We start from the raw sequence: 16160 nt of genomic DNA, 5'->3' as shown, positions 1-16160 counted from the left end.
GTGCCGCAGCCTGCTCCGTCCTTCGGGACGGCGGCGGGGCGCGCTCCTGGTGAGCCGCCGGGCAGGGACGAGCCTTCGGGACGGTCTCCGTCGCACGACCCGTCGGGCGTTGGAGCCGGTTCCCCGGCGGGGGACGCGGCTGCGCGGCGGGGCGTCGAGGGCAGATCCTCCGGACGGCATGAGCGGGCCGGTGACGAGCCTTTCCTGCCGGGGAAGGGGCTGTCGGCCGAGCCGCCGCGGACGAGACCCGAGATGACGCCGCCGCCGGTGCGGCCGGGGCCGATGGCGGACCCGGAGCGGCGCAAGGCGCTGGCGGACGCGTTCGTGGCCGAGTTCGTCGGTAGCACGACGTGGCGGGCGATGCTCGCGGTGCTGGAGGGGGCGTTCCCCGGGCTGGGGATGGCGGCGACGCTTTCGCGCCGCACCGATGAGCTGTGGCGGACCATGGACGCCCTCGACCGGAAGTCCGCGGCCAGGCTCCGGGTTCCGGCATGGCTGGACGACGCCGGGATGGTGTTCGACCTCAGCGCCCAGCTCGGTATGCGGACCGCGCGGACGTCGCTGCGGGAACGGCCGGGGCGCCCCCGCGCGTCGCGGCCCTACGCCGGGGCGTTCGTCATCGACACGCTCGATCCGCTGCGGTACCACCGTGCCGTGGGCGGGCCGCGGGCGCCGCGTGATCTGCCGGGTGAGGGGGCGCTGCCGGTACCGCCGGTGGCGGAGGACGACGACAGCGGTGTCGTGATCGTCGCGAACCTGACGGCCGCGGGCGTACGGGTGCTGGACTCGGCCGCCCTGTGGCGATACGCGGGCCAGGTCGTCACGGGGACCCTGCACGAGTCGGCGCGTCCGGAGACACGAGCGCGGGTCAGGCAGGCGCTGTGGGCGCTGCGGCGCGTGGTCCTCGTCGATCCGGACCTCGGGCTCGGGCTGTGCCTGCAGCTCGACGCGGCCCGGGTGCCCCGGTGCCTGCTGGCGTTCCACGTGGACCGGACGGAGGTCGCGCCCCGCTTCGTCCGGCCCTGATCAGTCGTCCGAGCGCAGCCAGGACAGGTCGCTCTGCCGGTCGGGTGGCAGCTCGCGGAGATGGTCCACGAGCTGCCACGGCTCGGTCGGCGGTGTGCCCTCCTCCGGGAGGACGCCGCAGACCAGTGCGCTCTGCGTGCTGACGGCGGTGAACGGGCCGAACTGCGCGACGCCTCCGCCGCGCAGCGCCGCCAGTTCCGTGAGCAGCGCGTTCAGGGCGGAGGAGTCGTGCGGGTCGTACAGGCCGCGGACGTGGGTGAACATGTCCTCCGCGAGCACCTCCGGGCGTCGGCCCGAAAGGTAGTACACCGTTCCCCGGTAGGTGCCCGTGGCCTGCGCGGAACGCCCGTCGCGGACCCGGGCCCGCAGCCCGTACTCGGCGGCGCACCGTTCGTACGCGTCGGCGAGGAGCGCCTCCGCCTCGCCCTCCTCGCTGAGCAGGACGCCGGTGACGACGCCTTCCTCGCGGTCGAGACGGTCGAGCATCTCCCGGTGCAGCTCCACGACGTCCTGCTCCACCGCGTCCAGCGAGCGGGCGAGGGCACGCTGGGCATCGCGGTCGAGGTCGACGCCCGCCAGTTCGTCGGAGATGTCACCGAACTGCTTCTCCAGCCGGTCCAGCCGGCCGGTGACGGAATCCAGCCTGTCCATCACCTCGCCAGGCGGGCTTTCGGGCTGCGGCGGCGGGATCGTGATGCCGGCGGGTTCGGTCGCCTCGTCGACCACGGTCCTGAGCGCCTCGTGCCGCCGGGCGAGTTCGGACAGCTGGTTGCGCAGGTCGCGCAGTTCCGCCTGCGCGCGGGGGAGCCGCTTGTCGGACGCCAGGTAGAGCTCGCGTCCGGCGATCGCGAGGCAGAGCAGGACAAGGACCACGGTGGTCATGTGACTCCTCGAAAGGGGCTGCGCTTTCGACGATAACCATCCGCGGCCGTGTTGGCGGAGGACGCGGCGGATCTCGTCCAAAAGGCCCGGCATTTCCCGCGCCCGCCCCGCGGACAGAGCCGTCTTCGGACCGTGGTGGGTGGTTTGTTCGTGCGGGTCAGCCGAACAGGCCGCCCAGGAGGCCGCCGAGGACTTCGGCGGCGCCGCCCGCGATCTCTCCGGCCACGTTCCCCGCCATATCGCCGGCGACGCCGCCTGCGGCGTCCGCGACCATGTTGCCGGCGATGTCGCCTGCGGCCTGGCCCGCGTAGCCGGCGATGGCGTTGCCGAACGCGTCCACGGGGGCGCCCGCGACGTAGCCGGCGACATTCTGCGCGTATCCGGCCGCGTCCCCCATCGCGCCGACGGCCATGCCGCCCGCGACTCCGGCTGCGCCGAGCGCGGCGGCTCCGCCGACCACACCGGCCGCGGCGGCGCCGTAGCCGCCGTAGCCGCCGTAGCCGCGGTGCCCGTGGTAGCCCGGCGAACCGTGATGGACGTGCAGGGGCGGCGGGCCTGGCTGGCCGTGGGGTGCGGGCGGGTACGGCGCGGGACCCTGCGGGGCGGGCGGCGGCGGCCCGGTGTGGGCGGGCGGCGGGTACGGTGCGGCGCCCCCGGGTGCGGGGGGCGGTACCGGCCCGGGCGGCGCGTGGCCGGGAGGCGCGGGCGGGCCGCCGTGGCCCGGCATGGGTGAATGCGCGGGCGGCGCGCCCGGAGGGGGCGGCGGGAAGGCTCCTGGTGCGTGGCCGGGGACGCCGCCGGGTGGCGGGGGGAGCGGCTGCGACGGGCCCGGTGGGTAGGCGGGCCCGGGTGGGGGCGGCACCTGGCCGTGGCCGGGGCTCTGCATGGGGCCGGGCGCGTGGCCGTGGCCGGGGCCCTGCACGGGGGCGGGCGCCTGGCCCGGGGCGGGTGCGGGCGGCGGGAACTGCGCGTTGCCCGGACCGCCGTACTCGCCGGGGCCTCCGTAGGACGCGGCGGCGGGCTGTGCCGGTGGCGGCGGGGGCGGGAAGGCGGAGGGGCCGCCGGGAGGGGGCAGCGGTGCCTGGCCGGGAGGCGGCGGCGTCATCTGGCCCGGAGGATGGGCCATCTGGCCGGGAGGCGGTGTTATCTGGCCCGGAGGGGGCGGTGCCTGGCCCGGAGGGGGTGGGGGAGCGCTGTGGGCGGAGCCGGGGCGGGACGAGCGTGGCAGCGCGACAGCGGCCTCCAGCCACTGGCCGATCTTGGTGTTCCAGTCGGTCTCGGCGGCCTCGCCGTGCGGGACCTGGAAGACGCCGAACGACTCGTCCGGCGGGGCCTCGCGGTCCTCGGCGCGGAGCACGAACGCCATGGTGCGGGGGCTGGCCACGAAGCTCAGCCCGACCTTGTCGATCCGGCCCTGGTACGACGTCGGCGGGTTGAGGTGCATCTCCTGGTGGAACGGCAGCTGCTGGGAGACGCCCCGCAGCTTGGACGCCTCGAACGTCACGTTCGAGATCTGGAAGCCGAGCCGGGCGATCGCGGCGAGCACCCACTGCTGGGATTCCAGCGGCTCGACGGAGATCGGGTCGACGTCGCCGGGGTCGGGCTGGCCGGCCGCGTCGACCTCGGTGCACATCCCGATGGTGAAGCCGGGCAGTTCGTGGCCGAGCACGGTGGTGAACGGCAGTTCGTACGGCAGCGGGATGGAGAACGCGAGGTCGCGCTGCTGCGCGGTGTCCAGCCGGAAACCGCGCGTCAGGGCGCCCCGGTACACCTCCGGCCCGGCCGTCTCACCGCCGTAGCCGTTCTGCATGCGCGGCATGAGCGCCAGCGTCACGTGCCGGATCTCCACGGGCTGGGCGCCGCCGCGCAGATGCACCTTGCCCGCCACGACCCCGCCGGGTTTGCAGTTCGGCTCCGACAGGATCGTGTCGACGGACGGGCCGCCGCCCGCCATCTGCCCGTAGGACAACGGCCGTTCCCCTCTTCCGGCGGCGAGGACGTTTCCCCGCACGAGTCAGCCCGCTTGAGTCGGCCCGCGCGAAGCGGGCCGATGCGAGTTAGACCTACTCCACCATGCCATCGGTTCACACCGCGAAGCGGAATACCGTGGCTTTTTCCTCCGGCACGGTACGAAGTTCGCACCTTGCCGGTTCCTGCCGGGGAGGGGTTCCGCGGCCGGAGGCCTCACTCCTCCTTGGCGGTGACGGTGACGGTGGCGTAGCCGAGCTTCTCCAGCGGTTCGCGGATCTGCGCCGCGTCTCCGACGGCGATGACGGTCAGCGCCTCCGGGTCGACGTGCTTGCGGTAGGCGCGGGCGACGCCGTCCGGGGTGGAGGCGCGTACGGCGGCCAGGTAGGCGTTCGGGTAGTCGGCGCCCAGGCCGTTGGCGGACACGTCGGCGAGCTCGGCGGCGACGGCGCGGGCCGTCTCGTACTCGGCGGGAGCCCGGTCGGCCAGCGCGCGGACGGACGAGCCGTGCTCGTCGGCGTCGATCCCCCGGGAGAGGATGCCGCGCAGCTCGGTCAGTGCGTCGGCGACGGCGTCGGCGGTGACCTCGGTGTGGACGGCGCCCTGCGCGATGAACAGCCCGCAGTGCCGCATCCGGAGCAGACCCGCGCGCATGCCGTAGGTGTAGCCCTTCTCCTCGCGCAGCACCGCGTTGAGCCGGGACGTGAGCCCGCCGCCGAGCACGTGCGACGCGACCGTCAGGGACGGCCAGTCGTGGTGGGAGCGGTCGGGGACGCCGTGCCCGAAGCTGAGGTACGTCTGCACCGACCCCGGACGGTCGACGACGACGATCCTGGCGGCCGACTCCGGCAGGATCCGGTCGGCGGTCGGCAGCGGCCCCCCGGTGCCGGACCAGCCCTCCAGGGCGGCGGTGAGAGCGGCGCCGGCGTCGACCCCGGACAGATCACCGGCGACGACCGCGGTCGCCTCAGCGGGCACCACGGAGCCGTAGAAGCCGCGGATGTCCGACCCCTGGAGCGCGCCGACCGAGGTGCGGGTGCCGCCGGTCGGGCGGGCCGCGCGGGCGTCGGAGGGAAACATCACGGCGCGCAGCTCGCGCATGGCGCGCGACCCCGGGTCGGCATCCTCCTGCGCGATCTCCTCCAGGCGTTCGCGGACGAGCCGCCGCACGTCGGCGTCGTCGAGTGCCGGGCGCCGCACGACCTCGGAGAACAGTTCCATGGCCGCGCCGAGCCGCGTGGTCGGGACGTCCAGCGCGATCCGCAGCGCGGTCAGGTCGGCGTGCGCGAAGAAACTGGCGCCGAGCCGCTCGAACGCGGCGGTCAGCGCGGTGCCGCCGCCCGGCTCGGTGCCCTCCGTCAGCGCGTGCGCAGCGAGTGTCGCGACACCGTCGAGATCGGACGGCTCGCGTCCCGCCCCGGCGTGCAGGACGAGCCGGACCGCGGCGAGGCGGCGCCCGGGCAGGTCGCAGCGGAGCGTCGCCGGGCCGGCCGGGACGCGGCCCGCGGTGCCGGCCGGGAACGACCAGGCCGGGACGGGCCCGGGGACGGGACGAGGCTGCAGGTCCAGGCCGCTGCTCACGAGGTGCCTCCGTAGGTCAGGGCGGTGCGGGCGCCCGGCGCCAGCCAGCGGCCCGCCATCTCCTTGATCGCGTCTCCGGTGACCGAGGCCGCGCGGCCGGGGGCGGTGAAGACCCGGGCCGGGTCGTCGAACTGCGTGGCGTTCTGCGACAGGGCGTTGGCCAGGCCCGTGACGGTCTCGGTCTGCTCCAGGAAGCCGCGTTCTGCCTGGGCGGTGGCGCGGGCGGTCTCGTCGGCGTCCGGGCCCTCGTCGGCGAAGCGCCGGAGCTCCTCGTCCAGCACCGCGGCGATCTTGTCCGGTTCCGGCCCGATCGCGTCCACGATCGCCAGGGACGGGCCGGACGCCAGCCGCGTCACCCCGGCCCACACCTCGGTGGCGATCTCGTCGCGCCGCACCATCCGGTCGTACAGGCGGGAGCCGGAGCCGCCGCCGAGGATCTCGACCGCCAGCTCGGCGGCCTCGACGTCGTCTCCGCCGTCGGTGGGGAGCGTGAACATCGCGAAGTAGGCGGGGGACGGGACGTCCTCGTCGAGCGTCTCCCCGCGGACACCGCTCAGCGGCCCGAGTTCGCCGGGCCGCGCGGGCGGCTTCTCCGGGCCGGCGGGCAGCCCGCCGAAGTAGCGCTCCACCGCGTTCAGCGTCTTCTCGGGGTCGACGTCGCCGACGACGGACAGGACCGCGTTGCCCGGCGCGTACCAGGTGGCGAAGAAGTCCGCGCAGTCTTCGAGGGTGGTGGCGTCCAGGTCTTCCATGGAGCCGATGGGGGTGTGCGCGTACGGGTGGCGCTCGGGGAACGTCAGCGCGCACAGCCGCTCGAACGCCGTCCCGTAGGGCTGGTTGTCGTAGCGCTGGCGGCGCTCGTTCTTCACCACGTCGCGCTGGTTGTCGAGGTTGGCCTGGGTGAGCGCGGCGGGCAGCGTGCCCATCCGGTCGGCCTCCAGCCAGAGCGCGAGCTCCAGATGGCTGACCGGCACCGTCTCGTAGTAGTTCGTGCGCTCGAACGACGTGCTGGCGTTGAACGCGGCACCGGCGCTCTCCAGGAGCGCGGCGTGCTCGCCCTCGGCGACGTTCGCCGAGCCCTGGAACATGAGGTGCTCGAAGAGGTGGGCGAGCCCGGTGCGGCCGGCCCGCTCGTGTCGTGAGCCCACCCCGTACCAGATGTTCACGGCGGCCAGTGGTACGACATGGTCTTCGCAGACCACCACGCGCAGGCCATTGCCGAGCGTGTGCTCATGCAGCGGCTGTTCTGCCACGGAGCGCTCCGTCCGTTCGATGGGTCGGCTGGCGGACAGCACCGCGCGCGTCGGCGGGACGTACCCAGGCGGCGGGCTTGATCTCGGTCTCACCGTACCGGGTACCCGCGGCCGGAGGCGCGCCCACGCAAACTGTGGATAACCCGTACAGGCAAACCCGTATGAACCCCACCGAATCGGGATGAGGTGGCGAGTCAGGAGGCCGGGGACTCGTGGGCGGCGACGGCTTCCTCCAGGGAAGCGTGCAAGACGAAGATCTTGGTGAGCTGGGTGACGTGGAAGACGCGCCGTACCCGGTCGTTGACGCCCATGAAGGACATCGAGCCGTCCCGTGCGCGGAGCCGGTGGTAGATGCCGACCAGCACGCCGAGGCCCGTGGAGTCCAGGAACGTGACCTCGCCGAGGTCGATGACCAGCTGGGCGCCGCCGTTGTCGATGATGTCGAGGAGGGCTTCCCGCAGCCGGGGGCTGGTGAAGACGTCGATCTCACCGCTGATCTTCACGACCGTGAGGCCCTTTTCGACGCGATGCTCGACCGCGAAGTCCACCGGTTCTCCTCTCTGCCGCTCGTCTCGCCTGCCGCCCGTCCCGCCGAGCCTAGTGGGAACTCGTTTGTTACCCCTATGGCACGTCGTTACGCGGGACGGAACCCGTCCTGGTCCTCATGGGGAACGGAAGAGGGCCCATACGATCTTGCCTTGGGGGATGGTGCGCCACCCCCACCGGACGCTGAACGACTCAACGAGGTGGAGGCCGCGGCCCGTCTCGGCGATGTAGTCCGGTTCCTTGCGGCGCGGCGCGGCCGGGCTCGCGTCCATGATCCCGCAGAGCACCCAGGGAGCCTGGTGGCCGAGGCGCAGCCTGATGGCGGACGGTGCGGAGCCGAGCGGATCGGCCGGGTCGTCGTACACGCCCTCGTGGTGTACGTCGTCCATCACCGGGCCGCCCGGCCGGCCGCGGGTCGTCCCCCCGCTGTGCCGTAGTGCGTTCGTCACGAGTTCGGAGACGACGAGGCCGACGTCGTCGGTGAGTTCGGGCACGCCCCATTCGGTGAGCCGCGACACGGCGAAATGTCGTGCCTCGGTGACCGACTCCGGATCGGGCTTGACCGTGAACGAGACCGTGGGGCCCCGCAGCTCGGTCAGGGCCGTCACGGCCGTGTCCAGGCGAGGGGGCAGGTCGGACGACTCCGGGACGGGCGTGGAGCACCCGGCATGGCCGTGCGGATCGGCCGGCCCCACGAAGGGGCCGAGCTCCCACCGCGTGTCGTCGTGCGCGTGGCGTGACGTCATTCCAACCGGACCCCGCAGAGTGATCTCGTTGTGCAGCCGTGCTCGGAAGTCTCGTGCGTTATCCTGCGCATCGTAGCGTGCGAATGCAAGGCCCAATGCACGTGCATCCGCGATGTGAGGGTGTGGGGCGGCGCGAATGTACGCGAGCTGATCGGAGGTAACCGCAGGACACTGAGGCCAGTGGCACACTAGGTTCGCTGTCCGCCGAATAGCCGGGAGGTTGGGCGTGACTTCAGAGACGCCGGGAAGCGGGTCGACGGTTCGTCGGATCCTGCTCGGGTCGCAGCTTCGCCGTCTGCGCGAGCAGAAGGGCGTGACCCGTCAGGACGCCGGCTACGTCATCCGCGCGTCGGAGTCGAAGATCAGCCGCCTGGAGCTCGGACGGGTCAGCTTCAAAGAGCGAGACGTGGACGACCTGCTCTCGCTGTACGGCGTCAGCGACAAGACAGAACGCGAGGCGCTGCTGCAGCTTGCGCGGGAGGCCAACACCCCAGGCTGGTGGCACCGGTACAACGATGTGCTGCCCGGCTGGTTCCAGACCTATGTCGGCCTGGAGGAGTCGGCGGCGTTGATCCGCACATATGAACTGCAGTTCGTTCCGGGACTGCTGCAGTCGGAGGGGTATGCGCGGGCAGTGATCCGCTTGGGCAACGCCGGAGCCGCCGAACACGAAATCGACCAACGCGTGGAACTCCGCATGCAACGGCAGGAACGCCTCACAGGCCCGGACGCTCCGCGCCTGTGGGCGGTGGTGGACGAGGGGGCGCTGAAGCGTCCCATCGGCGGCCCGGAGGTGATGAGGGGCCAGTTCGAGCACCTCATCGAAATGTCCAAGCTGCCGAACGTCACCATCCAGATCATGCCGTTCAGGTTCGGAGGCCACGCCGCCGAGGGGGGCGCGTTCACCATCCTGCGCTTTCCCGAGCAGGACCTGCCGGACGTGGTTTACGTCGAGAACCTCACCGGCGCGATGTACCTGGACAAGCGCGACGACGTCGACACCTATCTGCAGGCGATGGAACGCCTGTGCGTCGACAGTGCGACACCGGAACGCACCGTCGAGCTTCTCGGTGATCTTCTCAGAGAGACATGATGCTCCAGAACTACTACGACAACGGGATGCCGGCCACCAACCTCCAGGGGGCGCGGTGGCTGAAGTCCCGGCGAAGCAACTCCCAGGGGAACTGCGTCGAAATCGCCGAACTGCCGGGCGGGCGGGTCGCGATGCGCAACTCCCGTCATCCCGACGGCCCCGCACTCATCTACACCCGTCCGGAGATCGAGGCGCTCATCCTTGGAGCCAAGGATGGCGACTTCGACCATCTCATCGCCTCCCGTAACTGAAACACCCCAGGAAAACCGCCAGCAGCCGCCGCTTGACCCGCCGCAATGGGGACGACGAAGTTCCTAGGGGCGGGAACCCCGGTGGCCAGTCCGAAACGCGGCGGGTCGGCTCCGGTGCGCCGAACGTCGACCCGACCGCCATCAGAGCAGAGGCCACCCCAGGCGCGAGGGTGGCCTTTTCTATGAGGGTCGGCCTCTATGAGGGTCGGCCTCTGAGAGGGTCGGCCGTCGGCCCTCAGCCGCAGTTGCCGTAGGGGGCGGACTGGCCGTTGCCGCCGAACCGGACGCAGGTGCCGGGTGCCTTCACGTACACCGGTCCCGCGTACCAGTCGAACTGTCCACTGTCGGCGATCGTGCTGCCGCCCTGCTTCTGGATCCAGACCGACACCGGGGACTTGGTGCCCACGTTCACCGTCTTTATCGTGACGGCGCAGTTGTAAGTGGAGTTGTTGTACAGCAGGTAGGCGATGCCTCCGGAGACGCGCAGCGATCGCTGCACGTAGTAGCCGCCTCCATGGCCGCCGTTGTTGCACACCTGCTGCGGGCTGTACTTGTTGGCCGGTTCCTTGTCGGGCGTGGAGCCCCCGCCGCCACTGCCCGTCGTCGGTTCAGGATCTCCCGGCTGCCGCGGCGTGCCGGGCTTCTGGGACGAGTTCGGGTCCGCGGGGTTCCGGCTCTGCTCACCCTTGGGTTGCCGGGGCTTCTTCGTCGGACTCTGGGCTTCACCGCCGGCGCCGTTCGCGGACTCGGAACCGCCCTGCGTGCCCTGGGTCTGGTCGGACGCCACCGTCTGCTTCTGGTTGCCGTTGTCGTCGCCCGGCCTTGTCGCGGCCCAGACGGCGCCACTCGCGAGGACGGCCGCCACTGCGGCGGCCGCCGCGATCGGGACGAGACGCCCGCTCCTCTTACCGTCCAGCCCATGAGCTTGGGGTGGCCCTAGGGAAACCGGCGGGGGCGTGCCAGGCGGGCCCTGCATGTGCCCACCGGGCGGCTGCTGTGCCCCATAGGGCGGCTGCTCGCCTTGGGGATGGAGTTGCTCTCCGTAGGGCGGAGGCTGCGGGGCCGTCTGGTGCCTGACGCCGGACGGGTCCGTGACGTGGTCGGGCGGCAGTACCGCACCGGCCGCGACTCCGGGGAACGCGGGCAGCGGCTGGATGGGCGCCGGGGCCGAGGACGAGCCGCCGGCCGCGCCGACCAGGCGTTCCTGGGCCTCGCGGGCGGTCGGGCGCTGCGCGGGCTCCTTGGCCAGGCATGCCAGGACGAGTTCGCGCATCGGGCTGGGCAGGTCGCCCAGGTCCGGCTCGGCGGTAAGGATCCGGTGCATGACCGTGGCCATCTCGTCGTTGCCGAACGCGGGACGTCCGGTCGCGGCGAACGCCATGGTCGTGCCCCAGGCGAACATGTCCGAGGCCGTGCTGACCTCACCGCTGGTGAAGTGCTCGGGCGCCATGTACGCGGGCGTGCCGACGTTCTGCGTCTCACCGGCCGCGCCCAGCGCGCGCGCCACGCCGAAGTCGATGACGCGGGGGCCGTCCGGCCCCATCATCACGTTGTGCGGCTTGAAGTCGCGGTGGACGATCCCGGCCTGATGGATCGCGGTGAGCGCGGTAAGGGTGCTGATGGCGAGCCGTTCCAGCGCGCCACCCGTGCGCGGGCCCTCCGTGCGCACGACATGATGCAGTGACACGCCGGGGACGTATTCGCTGACGATGTAGGGCTGGTCGCCCGCGACGTCGGCGTCCAGTACCTGAGCGGTGCAGAACCGCGCCACGCGCTTGGCGACCTCGAGTTCGCGGACGAAGCGCGCGCGGGCGGACTCGTCCCCGGAGAGCCCTCCGTGCAGCAGCTTGATGGCGACGTGGTCGACGGTGGGGAGGGTCTGGGCCGCGCCGCTGGGTCGACCCAGGAAGACAGCCCCTTGACCGCCCTCGCCCAAGCGGCCCAAGATCACGTACCCGCCCAGCTCGGTCGGGTCGCCCGACCGCAGCGGAAGGGCGTCCGGCATCGTCCTGTCCGTCACGCCACTCGCTCCCCCGTCACTTTCGGCTCATCGGCAAGACATTGCAGCAAGCCTATGGCCAGATGATGGTAGGCGCTCCGCAAAGCAAATGATCAAGGAGCCGGCGATACCGGCCTAAATGGACTATAGTCCGATTGATGGGAGGGGATGCGGTGATGGACCGTGGTCCGGCCGGCGGGAGGAGTGTCGACCTGGAGCTGATGCGCACGCCGCCCCCCAAGGAGCGCGCGGATGCCGCGCGCAACCGGGTGAAGGTGCTCGAAGCCGCCGCCGCGCTCTTCGCCCGGCACGGCGTCGCGTCGGTCTCGATGGACGCGGTGGCCGCCGCTGCGGGCGTCGGCAAGGGAACCCTGTTCCGCCGCTTCGGCGACAAGGCGGGCTTGGCCGTGGCGCTCCTGGACGAACGTGAACGCGACCTGCAGGACGCGATCCTGTCCGGCCCGCCCCCTCTGGGGCCGGGCGATGCGGGTTCGGCGGTCCCACCGTCCGAACGTCTGCACGCCTTCGCCGACGCCTACCTGGACTACGTGCTGGCCCACTTGTCCCTGGTCCGCATGTCGGAAACGGCTTCACCGGGTGCGCGGTACCGCATCGGCGCCTATGGCTTCTGGCATCGGCACGTGACGATCCTGCTCGACGAGATCGTCGCCGATGGGGACGCGCTGGCGCACGCGCTGCTGGCCGTCCTCAGCGCGGAACACCTCACCGCGATGGCCGACAGCGTGGGTGCGGAACGCGCGCGCGCCTCCGTCCACAAGCTCTTCGACGTGGCGAGACCCTGAGAAAAGCCGAAGCCCCCGTGGTGTCACGGGGGCCTCGGATGTCCGGCCGGGGGTCCGGCTGGACGAAACGGTGTCAGGCCGGGTCGGGCGTCCGACGCTCTGCGTCGCGCTCCACCCGGCCGTTCGCGTTGCCCGGCGGACCCTCCTGGGCGTGATTGCGTTCCAGCTGCGCCGCGACCGCGAGGGCCCGCAGCGACGTGGTCTTCACATGTTCACGTGCACGGCCGGTACGGGTTGTGGGGATGCTGCTCGGCACGGTGCTCCTCCGTGTGTCGGTGGACAGGGGGTGCTACCCGGATCACGGGCGTTCGCACGGTAGTTGCAACCGCAAGATCTTTTGACTTATTCCGAGTGATCGTTCCGTTTATGGCCGGATCCGGAACTCAGAGGTACAGGCCCGGTCCGTCGCCGGACGAGTCCGGCTTGACCGGCTGGAGGTCGGCGGCGGACAGGGTGGACAGTTCGGACGCGTCCGACGAGGCCGTGAGGCGTTCGGCCTGGACGGCGACGGCGCCGTCGAGGAGGTTGCGCATGAGCCGCCCGTTGCCGAACGAGTGCCCGCGGGGAACGTCGCCGAGCAGGCGGCGCACGCGCGCCGGGACGTCCGGGGACAGCTGGAGCCCCTCGGCGGCGGCGAGATGCGCGAAGATCTCGACGAGTTCGTCGTCGGAGTAGTCGGGGAAGGCGAGGCGCTTCGGGAAGCGCGATTGGAGCCCGGAGTTGCCGGCGAGGAAGGCCTCCATCTCCCGCTCGTAGCCCGCGGCGATGACGACCAGGTCGCCGCGGTACTCCTCCATGAGCTGGACGAGCGTGGAGACGGCCTCCTGGGTGTAGGAGTCGCCGGCCAGCGAGTACGCCTCGTCGATGAACAGGACGCCGCCGAGGGCCTGCTCGACGGCGGCCCGCACGCGCGGGGCGGTCTGGCCGATGTAGGAGCCGATGAGGTCGGCGCGGGAGACCTCGACGAGGTGCCCGGACGACAGCAGCCCGAGGTCGGCGTAGACGGAGGCGACGAGGCGGGCGACCGTCGTCTTGGCGGTGCCCGGGTTGCCGGTGAACACCATGTGCCGGGTCGGCACGCCGGCCGTGTGGCCGGCGGCGCGGCGGAGGTCGGCGGCGCGGGCCTCGGCGGCGAGGCGGTGCACCTCCTTCTTGACGTCCGCGAGCCCGATGAGGGCGTCGAGTTCGGCGAGCGGGTCGGTGACGGGCCGGGCGCGGGTGGCGCCGGAGAGGGTGTCCGGGATGTCCTCGGCGAGCAGGGCGGTCAGGTCGTCCGGGGTGGGCTTGCGCAGGGCGGTCACGCGGCGGGCCTGCAGGGCGGTGGCGCGTTCGCACAGGTTGCGCATGGCGCGGGCGTTGCCGAAAGAGCGGCCGCGCGGGGCGCGGCGCAGGAGGTCGGCCACCCTGTCGCGGGCCCCGGATTCCAGTTCCAGGCCGGCGGACGCCACCTGCGCGTCGAAGATCTCGATGAGCTCGGCGTCGGTGAAGTCGGGGAAGCGGACCGTGCTGGGGAAGCGGGACGCGAGACCGGGGTCGGACGCGATGAACCGCCGCATCTCGCGCTCGTAGCCGGCGACGATGACGACGAGGTCGTCGCGGTGGTTCTCCATGAACTTCAGGAGCTCGGCGATGGCCTCGGGCCCGTAGTCCTCCTCCACGCCCTCCTGGATCAGCGAGTACGCCTCGTCGATGAACAGGACGCCGCCGACGGCGCGCCGCGCGACGTTGCGCGTCTTCACGGCGGTCTCGCCGATGTAGGTGCCGATGAGGGTCGAACGGGTCGCTTCGACGAGGTGCCCGGACGTCAGCACGCCGAGGTCCTTGAGGACACGGGCGAACAGCCGTGCGACGACCGTCTTGCCGGTACCGGGGTTTCCGGTGAACACCGTGTGCCTGGCGGGTGCGGCGGGGACGGGCACCCCGGCGTCGCGGCGCATCTTCGTGGCCTTCGCGCCGGCGATGAGCAGCTCGATCTCCTGTTTGACGCTGCCGAGGCCGGTCAGGGCGGCGAGTTCCGCCATGGGGTCGGCGCCGGGGGAGTCGAACGAGTCGGGCACGTCGGGACGCTTGACGACGAGTTCCTCACCGGGCTCCGTCCGTTCGCGGACGGATTCCACGACGATGTCGGCGAGGCGCTGTGCGAGGCGGGCGTTCCGCAGGTTCCGGACGGGCCGAGTGCCGGCGAGCAGTTGCCCTGCGGCCGTCAGGGCGCGCTTGTGCGCGCGCGCCCCGCGCTGCTGGACGGCCCGGTTGAACAGCTCCGCGTGGCCTTCGGCGGTGAACGGATGCGTGCGGACGACCTGGAACCGCAATGCGAGCGCGGGGTTGACCTCGCGGATCCGGTCGTCGCCACCGGGCTCGCACAAGGCGACGATGTGCAGGTCGTCGTGGACGTCCAGGGCCCGGTGCAACTGCTCGATGATGGCCTCGCCGCTCCGTTCGTCCTTGGACATGTCGTCGAGGCCGTCGATGACCATGAGCCGCACGCCCGCGCTGTCGCGTGCGTCGTTGTAGATGTGCATGGTGGCGCCCGAGACGTCCTTGCCGGCGAAGAAGTCGCCCGCCAGCCACAGCGGCGGGTCGGCGAGGCCGTGCCGCTGGACGAGCCGGACGATCTCCTGGGCCGCGTCGCGCTTGCCGGTGCCGTCCGGGCCGACGATCATCAGCCGGACCGGGCCCGGCCCGGTGGCGATCTCCTCCAGCGCGGCGGCGACGTCCGGCTGGCCGACCAGGTCGGTCTCCACCTTCGCGGCGGCGCGGGCGCCGCGCGGGCGGGACTCGGCCTTGCCGAGGCTCGCGGCGAGCGGGTTGGCGATCCGGCGGCGCGGCGCGAACAGCCGCTGGACGTCCTCCTGGAACCTGGCGATCGGGATCCACACGCGCTCGGGGCTGGACGGCACGTCCGGGAGCCCCTTGACGCTGGCGGTGAAGCGCATCGCCATGTCGAGCCAGCCGCGGCAGGCGTCGATGGCTCCGGCGCCGAGGCCGCGTGCGAGCCAGGCCCACTCGGTCAGCGACCACGCGTCCACGTCGAACGAGCCGCTCTTGTCGCCGAACCGTGCGAGCAGTTCCCCGTACCGGTCCTCGGTGAGGACGACGGACAGTTCGGCGGGCACCTGCTCCAGGCCGGCCTGGAGCAGCAGGTGGATGAGCAGTTCGTCGGCGGTCTCGTCGTGCGGCGCGATCTCGCGCAGGTGCTCGTGGACGGGAAGCAGGCCCGAGCACACCCATTCCAGGTGGCTGATGGGCCCGGCGAGTTCGGGCAGGGCGGCGATGATGTCGTCGTCGGCCTGCGCCGCCCACAGGTCCCGCCGCCGCTTCAACGAGAGGCCGAGCCAGTTTCCGGCCGGGGGGTTCTCGTACAGCTTCAGCAGGGCCCGGCGACGGCGTTCGAACGGCTCCAGGCCCTCGAAGACGCCGAGCGACTCGCGGCCCAGGGTGAGCGCCAGCTCCTGGTCACCGCAGTCCTCCAGCCATTCGAATGCCCGGAACTCGCCCGACAGGGCGCTCCAGGTGCCCGGCTTGCGCTTCGCGGTCTTCTTCGGCTTGCTCAGGTAGCGCCCGAAGAACTCCTGGTACAGGTCGTTGAATGGACCGGAGTAGAGGGCCGCGGCGCCCGGCAGGTAGGCGAGGAGACTGATCATCTCGGCGGCGACCAGCGGGGCGGGGCTTGTCATCATGCCGTGCTGGCCGGTGGTCAGCGGGACGCAGCGCGGATCCTTGACGAGGGTGTCGATACGGTTCCGGATCTCGTCGTACAGTCCGTCCGGGACGCGCCATGGCCCGGACGCGTACAGATCGATGACCGTGTCGTCGGACACGAGAAGTTCCAGATGTTCCGGCAGCCGCACAGTTTCCCCCTGGGAGCACACCAAACCCGGTAAGGCACACCAACGCCGGTAAAGCACACCAACGCGGTCGAACAGCCTAACGACGGGGACCGACCAACGCGGGGCCATGGAGAATAACGGCCCATTTTTCCCACAAGGCGCGTCCTGTAACTTTGTTCACA

General features: G+C 71.8%; 13 protein-coding genes. 4 read left to right on the top strand and 9 right to left on the bottom strand.

From position 1 onward, the window contains the following. Positions 1-252 precede the first annotated feature (252 nt). Positions 253-1026 carry a hypothetical protein gene (locus ACGFK0_RS29090; protein WP_392910452.1) on the top strand — a complete coding sequence of 258 codons (774 nt, stop codon included), beginning with the start codon at positions 253-255 and terminating at the stop codon, positions 1024-1026. Here the strand turns inward: ACGFK0_RS29090 and ACGFK0_RS29085 are convergent, their stop codons facing one another. The 6 genes from ACGFK0_RS29085 to ACGFK0_RS29060 all read right to left on the bottom strand — a co-directional run bounded on the left by ACGFK0_RS29085 (position 1027) and on the right by ACGFK0_RS29060 (position 8002). Further along, positions 1027-1908 (bottom strand): hypothetical protein, encoded by an 882-nt coding sequence (locus ACGFK0_RS29085; RefSeq protein ID WP_392910449.1) that lies wholly within the window; start codon positions 1906-1908, stop codon positions 1027-1029. Between the two features lie 157 nt (positions 1909-2065). After that, complete coding sequence (locus ACGFK0_RS29080; protein WP_392910447.1) at positions 2066-3877, bottom strand: sporulation protein; 1812 nt, start codon at positions 3875-3877, stop codon at positions 2066-2068. Positions 3878-4092: 215 nt separating this feature from the next. After that, complete coding sequence (locus ACGFK0_RS29075) at positions 4093-5457, bottom strand: M16 family metallopeptidase (RefSeq protein ID WP_392910444.1); 1365 nt, start codon at positions 5455-5457, stop codon at positions 4093-4095. After that, positions 5454-6710 carry a M16 family metallopeptidase gene (locus tag ACGFK0_RS29070; RefSeq protein WP_392910442.1) on the bottom strand — a complete coding sequence of 419 codons (1257 nt, stop codon included), beginning with the start codon at positions 6708-6710 and terminating at the stop codon, positions 5454-5456. The genes ACGFK0_RS29075 and ACGFK0_RS29070 overlap by 4 nt, the downstream gene beginning before the upstream one ends. A gap of 194 nt (positions 6711-6904) precedes the next feature. Next, complete coding sequence (locus ACGFK0_RS29065) at positions 6905-7258, bottom strand: STAS domain-containing protein (RefSeq protein WP_392910439.1); 354 nt, start codon at positions 7256-7258, stop codon at positions 6905-6907. 114 nt (positions 7259-7372) lie between these two features. After that, positions 7373-8002, bottom strand: a complete 630-nt coding sequence (locus ACGFK0_RS29060; RefSeq protein ID WP_392910436.1) for an ATP-binding protein — start codon at positions 8000-8002, stop codon at positions 7373-7375. 271 nt (positions 8003-8273) lie between these two features. Here ACGFK0_RS29060 and ACGFK0_RS29055 point away from each other — a divergent pair, with 271 nt between their 5' ends. Further along, positions 8274-9095: a helix-turn-helix domain-containing protein gene (locus tag ACGFK0_RS29055; protein ID WP_392910692.1), complete on the top strand. Its 822-nt coding sequence runs from the start codon at positions 8274-8276 to the stop codon at positions 9093-9095. Then, a complete protein-coding gene (locus tag ACGFK0_RS29050; RefSeq protein WP_392910690.1) occupies positions 9095-9346 on the top strand; it encodes a DUF397 domain-containing protein in 252 nt (83 codons plus the stop codon). The genes ACGFK0_RS29055 and ACGFK0_RS29050 overlap by 1 nt, the downstream gene beginning before the upstream one ends. A 235-nt stretch (positions 9347-9581) precedes the next feature. On the opposite strand, the gene ACGFK0_RS29045 is transcribed toward ACGFK0_RS29050, so the two are convergent. Continuing rightward, positions 9582-11366, bottom strand: coding sequence for a serine/threonine protein kinase (locus tag ACGFK0_RS29045; RefSeq protein WP_392910434.1), 1785 nt, complete (start codon positions 11364-11366; stop codon positions 9582-9584). Between the two features lie 137 nt (positions 11367-11503). Here ACGFK0_RS29045 and ACGFK0_RS29040 point away from each other — a divergent pair, with 137 nt between their 5' ends. Continuing rightward, entirely contained in the window at positions 11504-12148 is a 645-nt protein-coding gene (locus tag ACGFK0_RS29040; protein ID WP_392910431.1) for a TetR/AcrR family transcriptional regulator, read from the top strand. A 73-nt stretch (positions 12149-12221) separates the two neighbouring features. Here the strand turns inward: ACGFK0_RS29040 and ACGFK0_RS29035 are convergent, their stop codons facing one another. Together ACGFK0_RS29035 and ACGFK0_RS29030 are read right to left on the bottom strand one after the other, a co-directional pair. After that, entirely contained in the window at positions 12222-12404 is a 183-nt protein-coding gene (locus ACGFK0_RS29035; protein ID WP_392910429.1) for a hypothetical protein, read from the bottom strand. 127 nt (positions 12405-12531) lie between these two features. Further along, positions 12532-15999 (bottom strand): AAA family ATPase, encoded by a 3468-nt coding sequence (locus tag ACGFK0_RS29030; protein ID WP_392910427.1) that lies wholly within the window; start codon positions 15997-15999, stop codon positions 12532-12534. Positions 16000-16160: the final 161 nt, after the last annotated feature.

Origin of the sequence: Spirillospora sp. NPDC048823 (assembly GCF_043198445.1) — a bacterium.
Taxonomy (GTDB): domain Bacteria; phylum Actinomycetota; class Actinomycetes; order Streptosporangiales; family Streptosporangiaceae; genus Spirillospora.
This window is presented reverse-complemented; position numbering and strand designations above follow the sequence as displayed.

Excerpts from the sequence above, each read along its gene's own strand:
- ACGFK0_RS29090 (WP_392910452.1), top strand. The coding sequence starts at position 253 with ATGACGCCGCCGCCGGTGCGGCCGGGGCCGATGGCGGACCCGGAGCGG.
- ACGFK0_RS29050 (WP_392910690.1), top strand. The coding sequence starts at position 9,095 with ATGCTCCAGAACTACTACGACAACGGGATGCCGGCCACCAACCTCCAG.
- ACGFK0_RS29040 (WP_392910431.1), top strand. The coding sequence starts at position 11,504 with ATGGGAGGGGATGCGGTGATGGACCGTGGTCCGGCCGGCGGGAGGAGT.
- ACGFK0_RS29060 (WP_392910436.1), bottom strand. The coding sequence starts at position 8,002 with ATGACGTCACGCCACGCGCACGACGACACGCGGTGGGAGCTCGGCCCC.
- ACGFK0_RS29085 (WP_392910449.1), bottom strand. The coding sequence starts at position 1,908 with ATGACCACCGTGGTCCTTGTCCTGCTCTGCCTCGCGATCGCCGGACGC.